We start from the raw sequence: 19,222 nt of genomic DNA on the forward strand, positions 1-19,222 counted from the left end.
TTCGAAATTATTGAACAACACATGAAAAGCGCCGATGTGGTACTCTATACCCATCATCTAAAAGAGATTTAACCCGGCAGAGCACTGCCTTTTAACGCTATGACAGAACAACAAAAATTAACCTTCAACATGTTGCAGCAACAGCTGGATTCATTGATGCTGCGTGACAGACAGCGTTTTGCCCGCCGCCTGCACGGTGTGAAGAAGGTTAAAAATCCTGATGCACAACAGGCCATTTACCAGGAGATGGCGAAAGAGATTGAGCAGGCAGCCGGTAAAGTTGTGCTGCGTGAAGCGGCGCGTCCGGAAATCAGCTATCCGGAAAACCTACCCGTCAGCCAGAAAAAACAGGATATTCTGGACGCAATTCGCGATCATCAGGTGGTGATTGTTGCTGGCGAGACCGGCTCGGGGAAAACCACCCAGTTACCCAAAATCTGTATGGAACTGGGGCGCGGGGTAAAAGGGCTGATCGGCCATACCCAGCCGCGTCGTCTGGCGGCGCGCACCGTGGCGAACCGTATTGCGGAAGAGCTGCAGACCGAGCCGGGCGGCTGTATTGGTTATAAAGTTCGTTTCAGCGATCATGTCAGTGATAACACCATGGTCAAGCTGATGACGGATGGTATCCTGCTGGCGGAAATCCAACAGGATCGGCTGCTAATGCAGTACGACACTATCATCATCGATGAAGCGCATGAACGCAGTCTGAATATCGACTTTCTGCTCGGCTATCTGAAAGAACTTCTGCCGCGTCGCCCGGATCTAAAAATTATCATCACTTCGGCGACCATCGATCCTGAACGCTTTTCAAAGCATTTCAATAACGCGCCGATTATCGAAGTCTCCGGCCGAACGTATCCGGTGGAAGTGCGCTATCGCCCGATTGTTGAAGATGCAGATGACACCGAGCGTGACCAACTGCAGGCGATTTTTGATGCCGTAGATGAGTTAGGCCGTGAAAGTCAGGGCGACATTCTGATCTTCATGAGCGGCGAACGTGAAATCCGTGATACCGCCGATGCCCTGAATAAACTGGATTTACGCCACACCGAAGTGTTGCCGCTGTATGCGCGTCTTTCAAACAGTGAGCAGAACCGTGTATTCCAGTCGCACAGTGGTCGCCGTATCGTGCTGGCGACCAACGTGGCAGAAACGTCGCTGACCGTTCCGGGAATCAAATACGTAATTGATCCGGGCACCGCGCGTATCAGTCGCTACAGTTACCGCACCAAAGTTCAGCGCTTGCCGATTGAACCGGTGTCGCAGGCTTCTGCCAACCAGCGTAAAGGCCGCTGCGGTCGTGTGTCGGAAGGGATCTGTATTCGTCTGTATTCCGAAGACGATTTCCTGTCGCGTCCGGAGTTTACCGACCCGGAGATCCTGCGTACCAACCTGGCATCCGTTATTTTGCAGATGACCGCGTTGGGGCTGGGCGATATCGCGGCGTTCCCGTTTGTTGAAGCGCCGGATAAGCGCAATATTCAGGACGGTGTACGCCTGCTCGAAGAGCTGGGGGCGATAACCACCGACGAACAGGCAACCGCTTACAAGTTAACGCCGTTGGGCCGTCAACTGTCGCAACTGCCGGTGGATCCGCGTCTGGCGCGCATGGTGCTGGAAGCGCAAAAACATGGCTGCGTACGTGAGGCGATGATCATTACCTCGGCATTGTCCATTCAAGATCCGCGCGAGCGTCCAATGGACAAGCAGCAGGCTTCCGACGAGAAGCACCGCCGTTTCCACGATAAAGAGTCTGATTTCCTCGCGTTTGTGAACCTGTGGAACTATCTCGGCGAGCAGCAAAAAGCGTTGTCGTCAAACCAGTTTCGTCGCCAGTGCAAAGTCGACTTTCTGAACTATCTGCGCGTGCGAGAGTGGCAGGATATCTACACGCAACTGCGCCAGGTGGTGAAAGAGTTGGGTATTCCGGTTAACAGCGAACCTGCTGAATATCGGGAGATCCACGTCGCGTTGCTGACCGGTTTACTGTCTCATATCGGGATGAAAGATACCGATAAACAGGAGTTTACCGGGGCGCGTAACGCTCGCTTCTCGATCTTCCCGGGGTCAGGTTTATTCAAAAAACCGCCGAAGTGGACGATGGTAGCGGAGTTGGTGGAAACCAGCCGCTTGTGGGGACGCATTGCCGCGCGTATCGATCCTGAATGGGTGGAGCCGGTAGCCCAGCATCTGATCAAACGTTCATACAGTGAGCCGCACTGGGAACGCGCGCAGGGTGCTGTGATGGCGACAGAAAAAGTCACTGTCTACGGCTTACCGATTGTTGCGGCCCGTAAGGTGAATTACAGTCAGATCGATCCTGCGTTATCGCGTGAACTGTTCATTCGTCATGCGCTGGTGGAAGGTGACTGGCAAACGCGCCATGCGTTTTTCCGCGATAACCTGAAACTACGAGCGGAGGTGGAAGAGTTAGAGCACAAATCACGCCGCCGTGACATTCTCGTCGATGACGAAACGATGTTTGAGTTCTACGACCAACGTATCAGCCATGAGGTGGTTTCTGCTCGTCACTTTGATAGCTGGTGGAAAAAGGTCAGCCGTGAAACACCGGATCTGCTCAACTTTGAAAAGAGCATGCTCATCAAAGAGGGCGCGGAGAAAATCAGTAAGCTGGATTATCCGAACTTCTGGCATCAGGGTAACCTTAAGCTGCGCCTGAGCTACCAGTTCGAACCCGGAGCCGATGCGGACGGTGTGACCGTACATATTCCACTCCCGCTGCTCAACCAGATCGACGAGAGCGGTTTTGAATGGCAAATTCCAGGGCTGCGCCGCGAACTGGTGATCGCCCTGATTAAGTCGTTACCAAAACCGGTACGACGCAACTTTGTACCCGCACCGAACTATGCGGAAGCGTTTTTAGGCCGAGTGACGCCGCTGGAACTGCCGCTGCTGGACTCGCTGGAGCGTGAACTGCGCCGCATGACCGGCGTCACCGTTGACCGTGAAGACTGGCACTGGGATCAGGTGCCCGATCACCTAAAAATCACCTTCCGGGTGGTGGATGATAAGAACAAGAAGCTGCAGGAAGGGCGTTCGCTACAGGATTTGAAAGATGCGCTGAAGGGCAAAGTTCAGGAAACATTGTCTGCGGTGGCCGATGACGGTATCGAACAGAGTGGATTGCACATCTGGAGCTTCGGCCGGCTTCCGGAAAGTTACGAACAAAAACGCGGTAACTATAAGGTGAAAGCGTGGCCGGCGCTGGTCGATGAGCGTGACAGCGTTGCCATCAAACTGTTTGATAATCCGCTGGAACAACAGCAGGTGATGTGGTGCGGTTTACGCCGCCTGTTGCTGCTGAATATTCCTTCGCCAATCAAATATTTGCACGAGAAGCTGCCCAATAAAGCCAAGCTGGGACTGTACTTTAACCCGTACGGTAAAGTTCTGGATTTGATAGACGACTGTATCTCCTGCGGTGTGGATCAGTTAATTGACGCCAACGGTGGTCCGGTGTGGACCGAAGAAGGCTTTGCGGCGTTGCATGAAAAAGTGCGGGCTGAACTGAACGATACGGTGGTGGAGATTGCGAAGCAGGTCGAACAGATCCTGACCGCAGTGTTTAATATCAACAAACGTCTGAAAGGGCGCGTGGATATGACCATGGCGCTGGGGCTTGCGGATATCAAAGCGCAAATGGGCGGACTGGTGTATCGCGGATTTGTTACCGGCAACGGTTTCAAACGTCTGGGCGATACGTTGCGTTATTTGCAGGCGATTGAAAAACGGCTGGAGAAACTGGCCATCGATCCGCACCGCGATCGCGCGCAGATGCTGAAAGTGGACAGCGTGCAGCAGTCCTGGCAGCAGTGGTTCAATAAACTGCCGCCCGCGCGCCGCGAAGATGACGATGTCAAAGAGATCCGCTGGATGATAGAAGAGCTGCGCGTCAGCTACTTTGCCCAGCAGCTTGGCACGCCGTATCCGATTTCGGATAAGCGTATCCTGCAGGCAATGGATCAGATTACGGGTTAACGCAGTGCTGGACCGTAGACTGGATAAGGCGTAGCCGCCATCCGGCATCTGTATCCGGTAAAGAACAAACTCCAGGAGTCATGAACATGAGACAGTTTCCGCCACTTTCCGCCACCACCCTTGCGGCGATTAACACCGTGGGGCAATGGCTGGCGCAAAATGATTTCGCTGAAAATATCACGGTGCAGACAGATTGCGTGATTCTGGCCGGGAACGCAGTGATCCCGACCATCGATGCAGCCTGTCGGGTAGCGAAAGAGCAACAGGTTCCCTTACTGATTAGCGGTGGTATCGGTCACTCAACGACCTTTCTGTATGCTGCCATCGCAGAGCATCCACGCTACCACACGATTCGTACCACCGGTCGCGCGGAAGCGGCGATCCTTGCCGATATCGCGCACCAGTTCTGGCACATTCCCGGTGAGAAAATTTGGGTGGAGGATCAGTCCACCAACAGTGGGGAAAACGCCCGGTTCAGTTGTGCGTTACTGCGTCAGGCGGCCCAAACCATGGAGACCGTCATTGTGGTGCAGGACCCTACTATGCAGCGCCGCACCATGGCGACATTTGAACGCGTCACGCGTGACGATCCGCAGGCTCCACGCTGGATCAGTTTCCCCGGTTTTGTCCCCGAGTTGACTGAGCAGGGCGACGGCGTGGATTTTGCCCCGACCACCGAAGGTCTGTGGTCGGTGGATCGTTACCTGTCTCTCATTACCGGTGAGCTTCCGCGCCTGCGTGATGATGCAACCGGCTACGGGCCTTGCGGCCGCGATTTTATCGCCCATGTTGATATTCCTCAGGACGTTGAGCAAGCCTGGCAGCAGCTAAAAAATGATACCGCGCTGACCGACTTACTTGAGAGCCGTTCTCTGTAATCCCTTCTGCCCGTTTGTCGGCGTTTTACGGCAAACGGGCAGAAAGCCCACCTGTTTTTTCTCTTCATCATCACTTTTCCAGACGCTTTTATGAAGCAGTTCACAGAACCGCCACTCCAGCGGTAATGCGCCATGCATGATTGATATTAATTAACAATGATTTTACTTGTTAAAAACAAATCAATCACAGGAGAGCCGCATGTCAGTACCCGTACAACATCCTATGTATATCGATGGGCAGTTTGTGACCTGGCACGATGACGCCTGGATTGATGTCGTCAATCCGGCCACGGAAGAGATTATCTCGCGTATTCCCGATGGGCGTGCCGAAGACGCACGTAAAGCGATCGATGCCGCGGATCGCGCTCAGCCGCAATGGGAAGCGTTGCCTGCCATTGAACGGGCAAACTGGTTACGCAAAATTTCTGCGGGTATCCGCCAGCGAGCCGATGAAATCAGCGCGTTGATTGTGGCGGAAGGTGGAAAAATTCGACAACTGGCTGACGTTGAAGTCGCGTTTACCGCCGACTATATCGATTACATGGCGGAGTGGGCGCGTCGCTATGAAGGCGAGATCCTGCAAAGCGATCGCCCGGGTGAGAATATTCTGCTGTTTAAGCGTGCACTGGGCGTGACGACGGGCATTCTGCCGTGGAACTTCCCGTTTTTCCTGATTGCCCGCAAACTGGCTCCCGCCTTGCTGACGGGGAATACCATTGTCATTAAGCCGAGTGAATTCACACCGAATAACGCCATCGCCTTTGCCAAAATTGTTGATGACATTGGTTTACCGCGCGGGGTCTTTAATCTGGTGCTGGGACGCGGTGAAACGGTCGGTCAGGAGCTGGCCGGAAACCCCAAAGTGGCGATGGTGAGTATGACCGGCAGCGTCGGCGCGGGCGAGAAAATTATGGCCGCAGCGGCCAAAAACATCACTAAAGTTTGTCTGGAGTTGGGTGGTAAAGCTCCGGCTATCGTGATGGACGATGCTGATCTTGAGCTGGCGGTGAAGGCCATTGTTGACTCGCGGGTGATCAATACCGGACAGGTATGCAACTGTGCTGAGCGCGTATACGTTCAGAAAGGTATCTATGACCAGTTCGTTAATCGTTTGGGTGAGGCGATGAAAGCCGTGCAGTTTGGCAATCCGGCCGAACGCAATGACATTGCGATGGGGCCGCTGATTAACGCCGCTGCGCTGGATCGTGTGGGGCAGAAAGTCGCACGAGCGGTGCAGGAAGGGGCCAGAGTGGTGCTGGGCGGTAAGGCTGTTGTCGGCAAAGGTTATTACTACCCGCCGACGTTACTGCTAGACGTGCGCCAGGAGATGGCGATTATGCACGAGGAGACGTTTGGTCCGGTGCTGCCGGTGGTAGCGTTTGATACGCTGGAACAGGCGTTGACAATGGCCAATGACAGCGACTACGGTCTGACCTCATCGATCTATACGCAGAATCTGAATACGGCAATGAAGGCGATTAAGGGGCTGAAGTTTGGCGAAACCTATATTAATCGTGAAAACTTCGAGGCGATGCAGGGCTTCCACGCTGGCTGGCGTAAGTCCGGGATTGGGGGGGCTGATGGTAAACATGGTCTGAACGAATACCTGCAAACGCAAGTGGTGTATCTGCAGTCCTAAGTTTTTCGCCGGGTGAGTCTGTACGCCACCCGGCGCAATCTTCACACTTTAGTGGCTACCCAGTTCATCATCATTTCCGGCCAGATTGCCAGCGGTAACCCTTGCGCATCACGAATACCAAATCCGTGCTTACCGCGTTCAAACAGATGCATTTCGACCGGAACGCCCTGCTCACGTAGCGCATTAAAGAAGACCAGGCTGTTTTCTACCTTCACCGCCGGATCGTCAATGGCGTGTAGCAGGAATGTCGGCGGCGTTGTGCTATCCACGCGTTCTTCCAGAGAATAGTGGCGCAGATCTTCCTTTTCTGGCTTAGCGCCAACCAGCTCAAGACGAGATCCCGGGTGACCGATGTCTTCGCGCAGAGTGACAACCGGGTACACCAGTGCCATAAACGCAGGGCGCGCAGGTTGCTCGTCTACGTTATCTATCGGCGTATAAACCGTTTCGGCAAACCGGGTTCCCAGACTGGCGGCCACGTGACCACCGGAAGAGAAGCCCAACACACCGATACGATCAGGGTTAATTTTCCATTCATGGGCGTTGGCGCGAATGTAGCGCATGGCGCGCTGGGCATCGGCCAGCGGCGCGTTTGCGCCTTCCTCATGGCCATCACCCGGCATGCGGTAGGTCATCACAAACAGGGTATAACCGCGAGCGTTAAAGAACGGTGCCAGTACGCTGCCTTCTTTATCCATCACCACGCGACGATAAGAGCCGCCTGGCGTGACAAGGATCCCTATGCCGTTAGGTTTTGCGGGGGCATAAACGGTAATTTCCGGGGCGCGAATACCGGTGACCGCACGATCATACTGAGATGTTCCTGTATGTCGGGGTTCAGGCGTAAACACCGCATCGCTGTTTTTTGCTCCGGGGGCTTCACCCTGCGGCCAGAATGAGACGGTGGTGGCCTTAGCAACGGCTTGCTCCATCATGTTTTCTAACGTTTCACGACTCAGTGCTTCCATTACTATGCTCCCTCAGTGGCAAAGGTTAGCTATAGCACAGTCAGTGAATCGAAAACGGGGAGAGACTCACAACGTATTGAATTCGCGGGAAATGAAAGAGGGCGGAGGCGAGCCTCCGCCAGAACATTAGAGCTTGATAAATTTATCCAGTGTACGAATAAGTTGGGTGACAAAACCGTATTCGTTATCGTACCAGGCGACTGTTTTTACCAGTTGCAGATCGCCCACTTCGGTAATTTCGGTTTGTGTCGCATCAAATACCGAACCGAAATGCGAGCCAATGACATCTGACGAGACGATTTCCTCATCGGTATAACCAAATGACTCATTGTCTTGCGTGGCTTTTTTCAGCGCGTTGTTGACCTCTTCAGCAGTGACTTTTTTCCCCAATACCGATACCAGTTCCGTGACGGATCCTGTTTTCACCGGAACACGCTGGGCGTGGCCTTTTAATTTTCCGCTCAATGCCGGAATGACCAGACCAATGGCTTTGGCGGCTCCGGTGGTATGGGGAATGATATTCTCCGCTGCTGCCCGTGAGGCGCGCAGATCTTTCCCGCGAGGTCCATCAACCAGCGACTGCGTTCCCGTGTAGGCGTGAATGGTGGTCATGGTGCCAAGCTGAATACCGAAGCTGTCGTGCAGGGCTTTCGCCATCGGTGCGAGGCAGTTAGTGGTGCACGATGCGACCGAGATAATCCGATCGTTCGCATCCATTGTATCGTCGTTGACGTTAAAGACGATGGTTTTCATATCGCCAGCCGGGGCGGATATCAGCACTTTTTTGGCCCCTGCATCCAGGTGCGCGTTGGCTTTTTCTGTCGAGGTATAAAAACCGGTGCATTCGATGATTATCTCAGCGCCAGTCGTTTTCCACGGAATATTTTTGGCCTCTTTTTCTGCGTAAACCGCGATTTTTTTACCGTCGACAATCAGCGCGTCTTCGGTAAAGTCGATGCTCCAGGGAAACGGGCCGTAGTTTGAATCGTGCTTTAACAGATAGGCGAGAATTTTGGGCGAGGTGAGGTCATTAATGGCCACAACCTCCACGTTGCTTTTGACTTCCAGTAGTCGACGCAATACCAGACGACCGATACGACCAAAACCGTTAATGCCAATTTTACTCATGGTTTTCTCCTGTCAGGATGAGGCGGTACGACATATTTTCCCTACCAGGCTTAGTCCAGACAGGCATCCTCGGCAATAGCGGTTCTTGCGGTTAAGCGTAAGCGACTGAAAATGGGTGAACAAAAGTTAATGAATTTTTAACAAAAGCCCGTTATGTTGACGCATTATTGTTTTTATTCAGGAAGTGTTATGGGGAATAAGTATTCTGGCCTGCAAATCGGTATTCACTGGCTGGTCTTTTTGTTGGTTATTGTGGCGTACAGCGCCATGGAGTTTCGCGGATTTTTCCCGCGCAGCTATCGCCCCTTGTTCAACATGGTGCACGTCTCCTGCGGTATCACTATTTTAACGCTGATGGTGGCGCGTCTGCTGGTCAGGCTGAAATACCCGGCTCCGCCGATTGTGCCAAAACCGAAGCCGATGATGACCGGAATGGCGCATCTGGGGCATCTGGTTATCTATCTGTTGTTTATTGTCCTGCCGATTATTGGGCTGGTGATGATGTACAACCGGGGTAACCCGTGGATTGCATTCGGCATCGTTATGCCGCATGCGGCAGAGGCCAACTTTGATTTAGTGGATATGCTGAAGTCCTGGCACGTGACGCTGGCAAACCTGGGTTATTTTGTTATTGCTCTGCATGCTGCTGCTGCCCTGATGCATCACTATTTCTGGAAGGACAATACGTTGTTGCGCATGATGCCGCGAAAACGCTCCTGAGGTAATGCCCCGCAAATGTGGGGCATTTTTTTAGCCGATTATTTTTCCAGACATCATAAAAGCTTATCGACAAGATGGTTAAACAACGCTCAATTCGCCACACTTGTCACTTGATCACTGTCTTCATTAAAACTACTGTATATAAATACAGTTATATGAGAGGCAGATTATTATGTTGTTTTTCCAGCCAGTTGAACGCCGCGAAATCAAACATTTCCCGCTATTTAGCGATCTCGTGCCCTGCGGTTTTCCCTCTCCTGCGCAGGATTACGTTGAGAAACGTATCGATCTCAACGATCTGTTGGTGCAGCATCCCAGTGCAACCTATTTTGTTAAATCGTCTGGCGACTCCATGATGGGGGCAGGGATCGGTGCTGGCGACTTGCTGGTAGTCGACAGTGCCAGAAAAGCGGCCCACGGAGACATTGTGGTTGCTGCTATTGAAGGCGAATTCACCGTTAAGCGCCTGCAATTGCATCCGGTGGTGATGTTGAAGCCAGAGAACAGCGCCTACGCGCCGATCATGATCGGCAGCGAGGACACGCTGGATATATTTGGCGTAGTGACATTCATCATTAAATCTGCGGGCTGATTATGTTTGCGCTGGTGGATGTTAATTCATTTTATGCCAGCTGTGAGTCGGCATTCCGGCCCGATCTGAAGGGTAAACCCGTTGTCGTTCTTTCAAATAACGATGGCTGTGTCATTGCCAGTAGCGCGGAGGCAAAAGCGCTTGGCGTTAATATGGGCGCACCATATTTCAAACAGAAAGATCTGTTCAGGCGCTATGGCGTGTTCTGTTTTAGTTCGAACTACGAATTGTATGCGGATATGAGCAGCAGGGTGATGTCGATTCTGGAGGAGCTGTCGCCGCGCGTGGAGATGTACAGTATTGATGAAGCCTTTTGCGATTTAACGGGCGTGCGAAACTGCCGGGATCTGACGGATTTTGGTCGGGAAATCAGAGCAACCATTTTACAAAAAACACGCCTCAAGGTTGGGGTCGGTATCGCCCAGACCAAAACCCTGGCCAAGCTGGCTAACCATGCGGCCAAAAAGTGGCAGGAACAGACTGGCGGGGTGGTGGATCTCTCGAATATTGAGCGCCAGCGTAAGCTGATGACTGCGCTCCCGGTTGATGAAGTCTGGGGTGTTGGACGCCGTATCAGTAAAAAACTTGACGCTATGGGCATTAAAACGGTCTGCGACCTGGCAGATACCGATATTCGCTTTATCCGCAAACATTTCAACGTTGTGCTTGAGCGCACTGTGCGGGAATTGCGCGGTGAACCTTGCCTGGAGCTGGAGGAGTTTGCGCCAGTTAAGCAGGAAATTATCTGCTCAAGATCGTTTGGTGAAAAACTCACGGATTACAACGCGATGCGAGAGGCAATTTGTACCTATGCTTCACGTGCTGCGGAAAAGCTGCGCAGAGAGCACCAGTTCTGCCGGTTTATCTCTACGTTTATCAAAACCAGCCCATTTTCCCTGAATGAACCGTATTACGGTAACAGCGCATCGATAAAACTGCTGACACCAACCCAGGATAGTCGGGAAATTATAAGGGCGGCCACATGTAGCCTGGACGCAATATGGCGAGAGGGGCTACGTTATCAAAAAGCAGGGGTCATGCTGGGCGATTTTTTTAGCTCAGGTGTTGCACAGTTGAATCTTTTTGATAACAACGCTCCACGGCATAACAGCGATAAGCTGATGGCCGTTCTGGATACGCTCAATGCTGAAAAGGGTAAAGGAACGCTCTATTTTGCCGGACAAGGTATACAACAACCGTGGGCGATGAAGCGAGATATGCTCTCTCCGCGTTATACCACGAGATACAGTGATTTGCTGCGGGTTGGGTAGGGTTTGTTCATCATTGAATGGAGGGCCTTTTATTCGCCTGATAATCAGGTCTCGCAGCGCCGCAGTATATCACTGGGTCATTGAGAGAATAAGACCGCTGAATAACAGCGGTCTTATTGATTTTATTTAGACTCTAATTCCGGTGCTTTTTCTTCAGTAAGTTCAACCTCACGATACCAGCGAGGATGGTGTTTCTTCGCCCAGCGTCGACTCACTTTCCCTTCGATCATACCTTTAATTGAACCTTTTACCCAAAACGCCATGTACATATGGATCAGAATGGCGTGGATCAGCACAATGGCTGCTGTCGCGTGGATTAACAAACTCCAACGAACAATGTTAATTGAGAAATAATGGGCAAAGTAGGGCCTCCAGATAATAACGCCGGTAATCAGTAATACCAGAATTAGACTCATGATGCTCCAGAACATCATTTTCTGCCCTGCGTTGTATTTCCCCACATCAGCGACTTTATGCTCATTGCCTTTAAGTACCTCAACGATCCCTTTAATCCAGGGAAGGTCCTGTTTATCGGGAATGTTGTGGTGTACAAAACGGACGAACATAAACATCAGCACGATGAAAATCATCACCCCGAAAAACGGATGTAAAATTCGTCCCATTTGCGGTGTACCGAAAGTTTCGGTGAGCCATTGCAACGTCGGGAAGAACAGCGCAATACCGGAAAGCGACACCAGGAAGAAGCTTATTACCACCGTCCAGTGACAAGCACGGTCGATGAATTTGGTGCGCAGAATCATTTTGCTTTTACTCATGACCGTTCTCCTCTTCATCATCATCCGTCTCTTTGTTTGGGCCGACTCCCACGTAGTGGTAAATCAGCCCTGCAAAGGTGGCGATAAATCCGGCGGCGGAGAGTGGTTTTAAAATCCCCTTCCAGAGGTTCACTGGTGCGGCGATTTTTGGCTCATCCGGCAGATTGTGGTACAGCGATGGTTGATCCGCGTGATGAAGTACATACATCACGTGGGTGCCGCCGACCCCTTGCGGGTTGTAGATGCCCGCATTGGCATAGCCGCGTTTTTTCAACTGCGCCACGCGAGTTTCCGCTACATTGAGCATCTCTTTTTTGGTGCCAAACTGGATAGCGCCGGTCGGACAAGTTTTCACGCAGGCCGGTTCCTGGCCCACGCTGACCCGGTCAACGCACAGCGTACATTTGTAGACCCGGTTATCTTCGGGATTAAGCCGGGGAATATTGAACGGGCAGCCAGCAATGCAGTAGCCACAGCCAATACAGTGCTCGGACTGAAAGTCGACAATCCCGTTGGCATACTGAATGATTGCTCCAGCGGATGGACAGGCTTTCAAACAGCCTGGATCGGCGCAGTGCATGCAGCCGTCTTTGCGGATCAGCCATTCCAGCTTGTCGTTCTGGGTGGTTTCGCTAAAGCGCATCACCGTCCAGGACTTAGCGCTGAGATCGGTCGGGTTGTCGTAGACGCCGTTGCAGTAGCCCACTTCATCGCGAATATCGTTCCACTCTGAGCAGGCGACCTGACAGCCTTTACAGCCAATACAGGTAGTGACATCAATTAATTTTGCCACTTCTGCACGGTAATCCCGCGCCTGGGGCGGTGGCGTGATGCTGTTCGTCGCCGAGCGTTTAATAATATCTTGTGATTGCATAGCCATGAGTTCCCTTCCTTACGCTCGCTCGATGTTGACCAGAAACGCTTTATACTCCGGTGTTTGCGAGTTCGCGTCACCCACCGATGGCGTTAACGTATTGGCGAGGAACCCTTTGCGTGTGGCGCCTTCAAAGCCCCAGTGACAAGGGATACCGATAGTATCGACCGGCTTACCATCGATCGTCAGCGTTTGCAAACGTTTGGTGACCACCGCCTTCGCTTTGATAAAGCCGCGTTTCGACATCACTTTCACCGTATCACCTGCCGCAATGCCTTTTTTGCTCGCCAGCGCCTCACCGATTTCGATGAATTGATCGGGTTGAGCAATGGCGTTGAGCAGCGCATGTTTGGTCCAGTGGCGGAACAGTTCGGTAATGGAGTAAGTTGTGGCGACGTACGGGAAGGCATCCGCTTTACCCATATTGGCGATATCGTCATGGTAGATACGCGCAACCGGGCTGGATACGACATCCGGGTGCAGCGGGTTGGTACCAATAGGCGACTCAATGGGTTCGTAATGTTCCGGGAATGGCCCGTCGTTCATTTTGTCGATGGAGAACAGACGCGCTACGCCTTCCGGATTCATGATAAACGGACCAACGTTGCTGCCCGGTGCGGCCTGGCCGTAGTCGGCTACGTCCATACCGACCCATTTTTTGCCATTCCAATGCAGCAGGGTTCGTTTGGGATCCCACGGTTTTCCTGATGGATCGGCCGAAGCGCGATTGTAGAGAATACGGCGGTTGGCAGGCCATGACCACGCCCAGCCCGGTGTGCAGCCCAGACCATACGGATCGCTGTTGTCGCGATTGGCCATCTGGTTGCCTTGTTCTGTCCAGCTTCCGCAGTAGACCCAGCAGAAACTGCTGGTCGAGCCGTCATCGCGCAACTGTGCAAAGCTGCTGAGCTGCTGGCCTTTTTTGGCTATAAGCTGGCCTTTGTCATCATAAAGGTCTTCAAGCGCCTGGCCATTTGCTTCACGCGCAATCTCTTCTGGGTGTGGGTCGTATGGATCTTTATAATTCCAGGCAATATTCAACAAGGGTTGCGGATTCGCTCCACCTTCCTGTTGATACAACTCGCGCAGCCGCATAAACAGGCGACCGAGGATCTTCCCGTCATGTAAGGCTTCACCTGGTGGTTCTGCCGCAGCCCAGTGCCATTGCAACCAACGCCCGGAGTTAGCGATTGAACCATTTTCTTCAGCAAAGCAGGAAGAGGGCAGACGGAAAACTTCGGTCTGAATATCTGCCGGGTTTACATCGTTCATCTCGCCATGATTTTGCCAAAAATTGGACGACTCAGTGACCAGCGGATCGATAACCACCATATATTTCAGTTTTGAAAGCGCGCGAGTTGATTTGTTTTTATCCGGAAACGCCGCCAGCGGATTGAAGCCCTGAACGATGTAACCATTAATCTTCCCTTCGAGCATCAATTCAGCCTGGGTCATTACGTCATACAGGCGATCCCATTTAGGTAGCCAGTCGTAGCCCCAGTTATTTCCCACTGTTGCATTGTCGCCCCAGAAACTTTTCATCATGCTAACAAAGAACTTCGGCGTATTTTGCCAGTAATTGACCTCATTCACGCCTAGCGCAGGCGGCGTGATTTGCGAAATATAGGTCTGGTAGTCAGGCTGTTTTTCCGACGGCAGCGGCATATAGCCCGGCAGGTTCGTCGACAACAAGCCAAGATCGGTATAGCCCTGAATATTGGAGTGGCCACGTAAGGCGTTAACGCCACCGCCCGCCATGCCTATATTGCCCAGTAGCAACTGGAGCATAGCGGCGGCGCGGATAATCTGTGCCCCGGCGGAGTGGTGTGTCCAACCCAGCGCATACAGAATAGTAGCGGTGCGGTCAGGCACGCTGGTGCTGGCGAGAATTTCGCAGATACGATTGAAATCTGCCACTGAGGTCCCACACAACCGGTTAACCATTTCTGGCGTATAGCGGTCGACGTGGGCTTTCAGCAAATTCCACACGCAGCGTGGGTGAGACAATGTTTCATCACGCAGGGCATTACCCTGTTCGTCAAGCTGATAGAACCAGCTCGATTTATCGTACTGGCGTTTTTTGTCGTCATAGCCGCTGAACAAGCCGTCGTCGAACTGATAGTCATCACGGATAATCAGGCTGGCGTTGGTGTAATGGCGCACATAGTCGTGCTGCACTTGGTCGTTTTCCAGCAGATAACGGATTACACCGAGCAGGAATGCGGTGTCGGAACCAGCGCGTATTGGCGCATACAGATCGGCGACGGCGGCGCTACGGTTAAAACGCGGGTCGACTACCACCACGGTGGCGTCATTTTTAGTTTGCGCTTCGACTACCCATTTAAAGCCTACCGGATGTGCCTCAGCGGCATTGCCGCCCATAATAAGCACTACGTTGGCATTTTTAATGTCGACCCAGTTGTTGGTCATCGCACCACGTCCAAACGTTGGTGCAAGAGCAGCAACGGTGGGACCATGACATAACCGTGCCTGACAGTCGATAGCGACCATACCTAGTCCGCGAGCAAATTTACCGTCGAGGATCCCGGTTTCATTACTTGCCGCTGAGGAGCATAGCATGCCCGTGGTGGACCATCGGTTGACGGTAACGCCCTGGGCATTTTTCTCTATAAAGTTGGCATCGCGGTCATCTTTCATGAGTCGGGCAATACGATTAATCGCATCATCCCAGCTAATGCGCTGCCATTTATCCGAACCCGGTGCGCGATATTCGGGATACTGCAGACGGGTTTCACTATGAATATAATCCAGCACGCCAGCGCCTTTAGGGCACAACGATCCACGGCTCACCGGATGATCCGGATCGCCCTCAATATGGTAGATACTTTCTTTGACGTTTTTGGCTGTATCGCCAAGGCTGTACATCAGCATGCCGCAGCCTACTGAGCAGTACGTACAGTTATTACGTGTCTCTTTTGCTTTTAAGAGTTTGTATTGACGGGTTTCCGCGTGAACGGAAAAAGATGATAAGAATCCGAGAGATGCAACAGTTGTTCCTGCCATACCGCCCGCGCAGATTCGAAAGAACTGCCTCCGGCTGAGCTCCATTTTTTTCTCCAGCTTAAACTTAAGACATGAAAAAGTATGGTTATTGTAAGGTTAAATTGTTTTATAAACCATTAACTTTTAGTGGTTATTGACGTGAGAGAATATTAATGCTGTAAGCCAGGGTTATGGATTGGTAAAAATTGATCATGTCAGGTTGGTTGCCGATACGTACGGCGAACTGAATCTTTTTGACGACAACCTAACGCTGTGGCGTAACAGCGATAAACTGATGGAGGTATCTGGGAAAAGGGTAAAGGAACGCTCTACTTTGTCGGACAAGGGATACAGCAACCGTGGGCGATGAAGAGAGACATGCTTTCACCACGTTATACAACGATTTGCTACGAGTAGTTTGATAGCCAAACCGAAAACAAGGAGTTCATTCCACTCAACCGAACTTATCCATAGTCTATATTTTGACCTTCCCAGACGATCAAACAAAAATTATAGATTCCTGAACATATAGGCATATAAATAACAAGGTTATAAAGGTCGTGATTTCTACAACACAGGACCTCTGGATATGATGGATAAACTATACCAATATGTTTCAACGAAAGAAAACGTGGGAATAAATCTTTGTCGCATTTCTATTGCCATTGTATTTATGTGGATAGGATTGTTGAAGTTCATTCCCTATGAAGCAGATAGCATCGTTCCTTTTGTAGCTAATAGCCCATTTATGTCTTTCTTTTATAACGATCCGAGTAATTATACTCAGTTCATGAACCATGAAGGCGAATTAATAGAGGCTAACCGCGCATGGCATCATGCGAATAATACTTATGGGTACTCTACCGGACTTGGTATTGTTGAAGTCATTTTTTCATTATTAATTCTTGCTCATTATGTATCACCAAAAATCGGTTTTTGGGGGGCAACACTTGCCTTCTTAACTCCTTTTGTCACTCTGACATTCCTGATATTTACACCAGAAACATGGGTAAGTGGCCAGGATTCTCACACCGGGTTTCCCTATCTTTCTGGCGCCGGGCGACTGGTCTTAAAAGACACGATAATGATGGCTGCGGGTCTTATTGCGATGGTGCATTCTGCCAAATGTATCCTTGCACAGAATCAGCACGAGAGAGATTATACCGGCAAAGTATCCGCTGGTCTTAGATAGCTTTCCAGACTATCGTTAAATTAAGGATGTTGTGATGCTTCGGTCTCTAAAAAATATATTTATCACAGTTGCACTGTATCTGCTTATGACGGTAACCAGTCATGCTGCCAACACCGGGAATACCATGATCAAAACGTATAGTACTTATAATTACCAGCAGACCAGAGAGCATCTCATTGCTGCCATTGAGAGTAATAATCTTGTTTTTTTTGGCGAATTTGATCATGCGAAAGAGGCTAAAAATGCTGGACTAACCATGTTACCCACAACAGTCATTATTTTTGGCAATCCTAAAGGTGGCACACCATTAATGCAGGCATATCCTGATATGGCGCTCGATCTTCCCTTTAGAGTATTGATTCGGGAAGAGTCGGATGGACGTGTAGTCGTTGGATATCATCCGGTTGAGATATTACAGACTTATGGACCAGATACTGCGGCAATTCAACCCTTAAAAAATCTGGAAAAATTAGTTCAGAAAGCCATTCAGTGACCTGGCGACCAGGGCTCATCTGACGAGGCCTGGTCGTCACCCCCTCATTAAATAGATGTTAGTTTTTTACAATTACATAAAAATTCTGATAGTATACCCCCCTATAGTATATGGAGGGCGTATGCCGCATTCACCCGAAGATAAAAAACGCATTCTCACTCGTGTACGCCGTATTCGCGGTCAGGTTGATGCGCTTGAGCGCGCACTGGAATCTGGCGAACCATGCCTGTCGATCCTGCAACAAATTGCCGCCGTACGCGGCGCATCCAATGGTCTGATGGGCGAAATGGTTGAGATCCACCTGAAAGATGAACTGGTCAGTGGGGAGACAACACCAGACCAGCGAGCTGTGCGCATGGCTGAGATCGGCCATCTTCTGCGTGCTTATCTAAAATAACACCATCACCTTGCAATAATGGGAAGAGACAAATGAAATCACGTGCAGCAGTTGCATTTGGCCCCGGCCAACCGTTAAAAATTGTTGAAATCGACGTCGCACCACCAAAGAAAGGTGAAGTGCTGGTTAAAATTACCCACACCGGCGTGTGCCATACTGATGCTTTTACCCTCTCAGGCGACGATCCGGAAGGCGTGTTCCCGGCGGTACTGGGCCATGAAGGCGGCGGCATTGTGGTTGAAGTGGGGGAAGGCGTCACCAGCCTGAAACCGGGCGATCATGTGATCCCGCTGTACACCGCAGAGTGCGGCGAGTGCAAGTTCTGTAAATCGGGTAAAACTAACTTGTGTCAGGCCGTGCGGGCGACACAGGGCAAAGGTCTGATGCCTGATGGCACAACGCGCTTCTCGTATAACGGCGAGCCGATTTATCACTATATGGGCACCAGTACCTTCAGCGAATATACCGTTTGCGCAGAGATCTCGCTGGCGAAGGTTAACCCGCAGGCTCCGCTGGATAAAGTGTGTCTGCTGGGATGTGGCGTGACCACCGGTATCGGAGCGGTCCATAACACCGCGAAAGTGAAGGAAGGCGATACCGTAGCCGTATTTGGTCTGGGCGGTATTGGCCTGGCGGTGATTCAGGGCGCGGTGCAGGCAAAAGCCGGGCGTATTCTGGCTGTTGATACCAATCCGGAGAAATTCAAATTGGCTGGTGAAATGGGCGCGACCGATTTCATCAACCCGAACGATTACGGTAAGCCTGTGCAGGACGTGATTGTTGAGCTCACCGACGGTGGCGTGGACTTTAGCTTTGAGTGTATCGGCAACGTTAACGTGATGCGTGCGGCGCTGGAGTGTTGCCATAAAGGGTGGGGCGAAAGCATCATCATTGGGGTGGCGGGTGCCGGTCAGGAGATCAAAACACGTCCGTTCCAGTTAGTAACCGGTCGCGTGTGGCGCGGTTCCGCGTTTGGCGGCGTAAAAGGGCGCACTCAGTTGCCGGGTATGGTCGAAGAAGCAATGAGCGGAAAAATTCAGTTAGATCCGTTTATTACGCATCGCCTGCCTCTGGAGCAGATTAACGAAGCGTTCGATTTAATGCATCAGGGTAAATCCATCCGTACTGTTATCCATTTTGGTGATAACTGATTCATTGGCCAGCGGATTTCACCGCTGGCACTTTCCTGAATTTTTTAGAATTATGTTGTGAAAGTGTGACGAATCCGGCGCTTTTCACGGTAAGTAAACTTCCCGGATTGCCGATGACTATCTAACGGGCGTGTTTTC

Annotated in this window: 15 protein-coding genes and 1 pseudogene; 11 read left to right on the forward strand and 5 right to left on the reverse strand. The window is 51.4% G+C overall.

What is annotated here, in order from left to right; genetic code table 11:
* The first annotated feature begins 99 nt into the window (after window positions 1–99).
* From hrpA to aldA, 3 genes are all read left to right on the forward strand, one after another.
* A complete protein-coding gene (gene hrpA, locus OGV71_RS17095) occupies window positions 100–4,002 on the forward strand; it encodes an ATP-dependent RNA helicase HrpA (RefSeq protein WP_286533700.1) in 3,903 nt (1,300 codons plus the stop codon).
* Window positions 4,003–4,082: 80 nt separating this feature from the next.
* Entirely contained in the window at window positions 4,083–4,880 is a 798-nt protein-coding gene (locus tag OGV71_RS17100) for a YdcF family protein (protein WP_286533702.1), read from the forward strand.
* Between the two features lie 199 nt (window positions 4,881–5,079).
* On the forward strand, window positions 5,080–6,519 hold the full coding sequence (gene aldA, locus OGV71_RS17105; RefSeq protein ID WP_086551263.1) for an aldehyde dehydrogenase: 1,440 nt from the start codon (window positions 5,080–5,082) through the stop codon (window positions 6,517–6,519).
* Window positions 6,520–6,560: 41 nt separating this feature from the next.
* Here the strand turns inward: aldA and OGV71_RS17110 are convergent, their stop codons facing one another.
* Entirely contained in the window at window positions 6,561–7,487 is a 927-nt protein-coding gene (locus OGV71_RS17110) for an alpha/beta hydrolase (RefSeq protein WP_003840844.1), read from the reverse strand.
* A 126-nt stretch (window positions 7,488–7,613) separates the two neighbouring features.
* Window positions 7,614–8,615 carry a type I glyceraldehyde-3-phosphate dehydrogenase gene (gene gap / locus OGV71_RS17115; RefSeq protein ID WP_003020325.1) on the reverse strand — a complete coding sequence of 334 codons (1,002 nt, stop codon included), beginning with the start codon at window positions 8,613–8,615 and terminating at the stop codon, window positions 7,614–7,616.
* Window positions 8,616–8,804: 189 nt separating this feature from the next.
* Between gap and cybB the strand changes: the two genes are divergently transcribed.
* From cybB to OGV71_RS17130, 3 genes are all read left to right on the forward strand, one after another.
* Window positions 8,805–9,335, forward strand: a complete 531-nt coding sequence (cybB, locus tag OGV71_RS17120) for a cytochrome b561 (protein WP_003020322.1) — start codon at window positions 8,805–8,807, stop codon at window positions 9,333–9,335.
* A 172-nt stretch (window positions 9,336–9,507) separates the two neighbouring features.
* On the forward strand, window positions 9,508–9,927 hold the full coding sequence (locus OGV71_RS17125; protein WP_286533704.1) for a translesion error-prone DNA polymerase V autoproteolytic subunit: 420 nt from the start codon (window positions 9,508–9,510) through the stop codon (window positions 9,925–9,927).
* A 2-nt stretch (window positions 9,928–9,929) separates the two neighbouring features.
* On the forward strand, window positions 9,930–11,198 hold the full coding sequence (locus OGV71_RS17130; protein WP_286533706.1) for a Y-family DNA polymerase: 1,269 nt from the start codon (window positions 9,930–9,932) through the stop codon (window positions 11,196–11,198).
* A 122-nt stretch (window positions 11,199–11,320) separates the two neighbouring features.
* Here OGV71_RS17130 and fdnI read toward each other — a convergent pair whose 3' ends face one another.
* From fdnI to fdnG, 3 genes are read right to left on the reverse strand one after another with little or no spacing between them, the layout of a single operon-like run.
* Complete coding sequence (fdnI, locus tag OGV71_RS17135) at window positions 11,321–11,974, reverse strand: formate dehydrogenase-N subunit gamma (protein WP_003020312.1); 654 nt, start codon at window positions 11,972–11,974, stop codon at window positions 11,321–11,323.
* On the reverse strand, window positions 11,967–12,854 hold the full coding sequence (gene fdxH, locus OGV71_RS17140) for a formate dehydrogenase subunit beta (protein ID WP_003020306.1): 888 nt from the start codon (window positions 12,852–12,854) through the stop codon (window positions 11,967–11,969). The genes fdnI and fdxH overlap by 8 nt, the downstream gene beginning before the upstream one ends.
* Before the next feature lie 12 nt (window positions 12,855–12,866).
* Complete coding sequence (fdnG, locus tag OGV71_RS17145) at window positions 12,867–15,917, reverse strand: formate dehydrogenase-N subunit alpha (RefSeq protein WP_286533708.1); 3,051 nt, start codon at window positions 15,915–15,917, stop codon at window positions 12,867–12,869.
* 175 nt (window positions 15,918–16,092) lie between these two features.
* On the opposite strand from fdnG, the pseudogene OGV71_RS17150 reads away from it, so the two are divergent.
* From OGV71_RS17150 to OGV71_RS17170, 5 genes and pseudogenes are all read left to right on the forward strand, one after another.
* A pseudogene (locus OGV71_RS17150) lies at window positions 16,093–16,268 on the forward strand (DUF4113 domain-containing protein); the annotation flags it as partial.
* 175 nt (window positions 16,269–16,443) lie between these two features.
* Window positions 16,444–17,043, forward strand: a complete 600-nt coding sequence (gene rclC / locus OGV71_RS17155) for a reactive chlorine resistance membrane protein RclC (protein ID WP_032939118.1) — start codon at window positions 16,444–16,446, stop codon at window positions 17,041–17,043.
* Between the two features lie 34 nt (window positions 17,044–17,077).
* Complete coding sequence (locus tag OGV71_RS17160) at window positions 17,078–17,536, forward strand: DUF302 domain-containing protein (protein WP_174329896.1); 459 nt, start codon at window positions 17,078–17,080, stop codon at window positions 17,534–17,536.
* Between the two features lie 121 nt (window positions 17,537–17,657).
* Entirely contained in the window at window positions 17,658–17,933 is a 276-nt protein-coding gene (locus OGV71_RS17165; RefSeq protein WP_003020296.1) for a metal/formaldehyde-sensitive transcriptional repressor, read from the forward strand.
* A gap of 32 nt (window positions 17,934–17,965) precedes the next feature.
* Complete coding sequence (locus OGV71_RS17170) at window positions 17,966–19,084, forward strand: S-(hydroxymethyl)glutathione dehydrogenase/class III alcohol dehydrogenase (RefSeq protein WP_286533710.1); 1,119 nt, start codon at window positions 17,966–17,968, stop codon at window positions 19,082–19,084.
* Window positions 19,085–19,222 lie beyond the last annotated feature (138 nt).

The sequence above is a fragment of the Citrobacter sp. Cf088 genome (genome assembly GCF_030334295.1).
GTDB lineage: Bacteria > Pseudomonadota > Gammaproteobacteria > Enterobacterales > Enterobacteriaceae > Citrobacter > Citrobacter freundii.

What these genes read in the sequence shown, in the direction of transcription:
- hrpA (WP_286533700.1), top strand. Translation starts at nt 100, where the DNA reads ATGACAGAACAACAAAAATTAACCTTCAACATGTTGCAGCAACAGCTG.
- OGV71_RS17100 (WP_286533702.1), top strand. Translation starts at nt 4,083, where the DNA reads ATGAACATGAGACAGTTTCCGCCACTTTCCGCCACCACCCTTGCGGCG.
- aldA (WP_086551263.1), top strand. Translation starts at nt 5,080, where the DNA reads ATGTCAGTACCCGTACAACATCCTATGTATATCGATGGGCAGTTTGTG.
- OGV71_RS17110 (WP_003840844.1), bottom strand. Translation starts at nt 7,487, where the DNA reads ATGGAAGCACTGAGTCGTGAAACGTTAGAAAACATGATGGAGCAAGCC.
- gap (WP_003020325.1), bottom strand. Translation starts at nt 8,615, where the DNA reads ATGAGTAAAATTGGCATTAACGGTTTTGGTCGTATCGGTCGTCTGGTA.
- cybB (WP_003020322.1), top strand. Translation starts at nt 8,805, where the DNA reads ATGGGGAATAAGTATTCTGGCCTGCAAATCGGTATTCACTGGCTGGTC.
- OGV71_RS17125 (WP_286533704.1), top strand. Translation starts at nt 9,508, where the DNA reads ATGTTGTTTTTCCAGCCAGTTGAACGCCGCGAAATCAAACATTTCCCG.
- OGV71_RS17130 (WP_286533706.1), top strand. Translation starts at nt 9,930, where the DNA reads ATGTTTGCGCTGGTGGATGTTAATTCATTTTATGCCAGCTGTGAGTCG.
- fdnI (WP_003020312.1), bottom strand. Translation starts at nt 11,974, where the DNA reads ATGAGTAAAAGCAAAATGATTCTGCGCACCAAATTCATCGACCGTGCT.
- fdxH (WP_003020306.1), bottom strand. Translation starts at nt 12,854, where the DNA reads ATGGCTATGCAATCACAAGATATTATTAAACGCTCGGCGACGAACAGC.
- fdnG (WP_286533708.1), bottom strand. Translation starts at nt 15,917, where the DNA reads ATGGAGCTCAGCCGGAGGCAGTTCTTTCGAATCTGCGCGGGCGGTATG.
- rclC (WP_032939118.1), top strand. Translation starts at nt 16,444, where the DNA reads ATGGATAAACTATACCAATATGTTTCAACGAAAGAAAACGTGGGAATA.
- OGV71_RS17160 (WP_174329896.1), top strand. Translation starts at nt 17,078, where the DNA reads ATGCTTCGGTCTCTAAAAAATATATTTATCACAGTTGCACTGTATCTG.
- OGV71_RS17165 (WP_003020296.1), top strand. Translation starts at nt 17,658, where the DNA reads ATGCCGCATTCACCCGAAGATAAAAAACGCATTCTCACTCGTGTACGC.
- OGV71_RS17170 (WP_286533710.1), top strand. Translation starts at nt 17,966, where the DNA reads ATGAAATCACGTGCAGCAGTTGCATTTGGCCCCGGCCAACCGTTAAAA.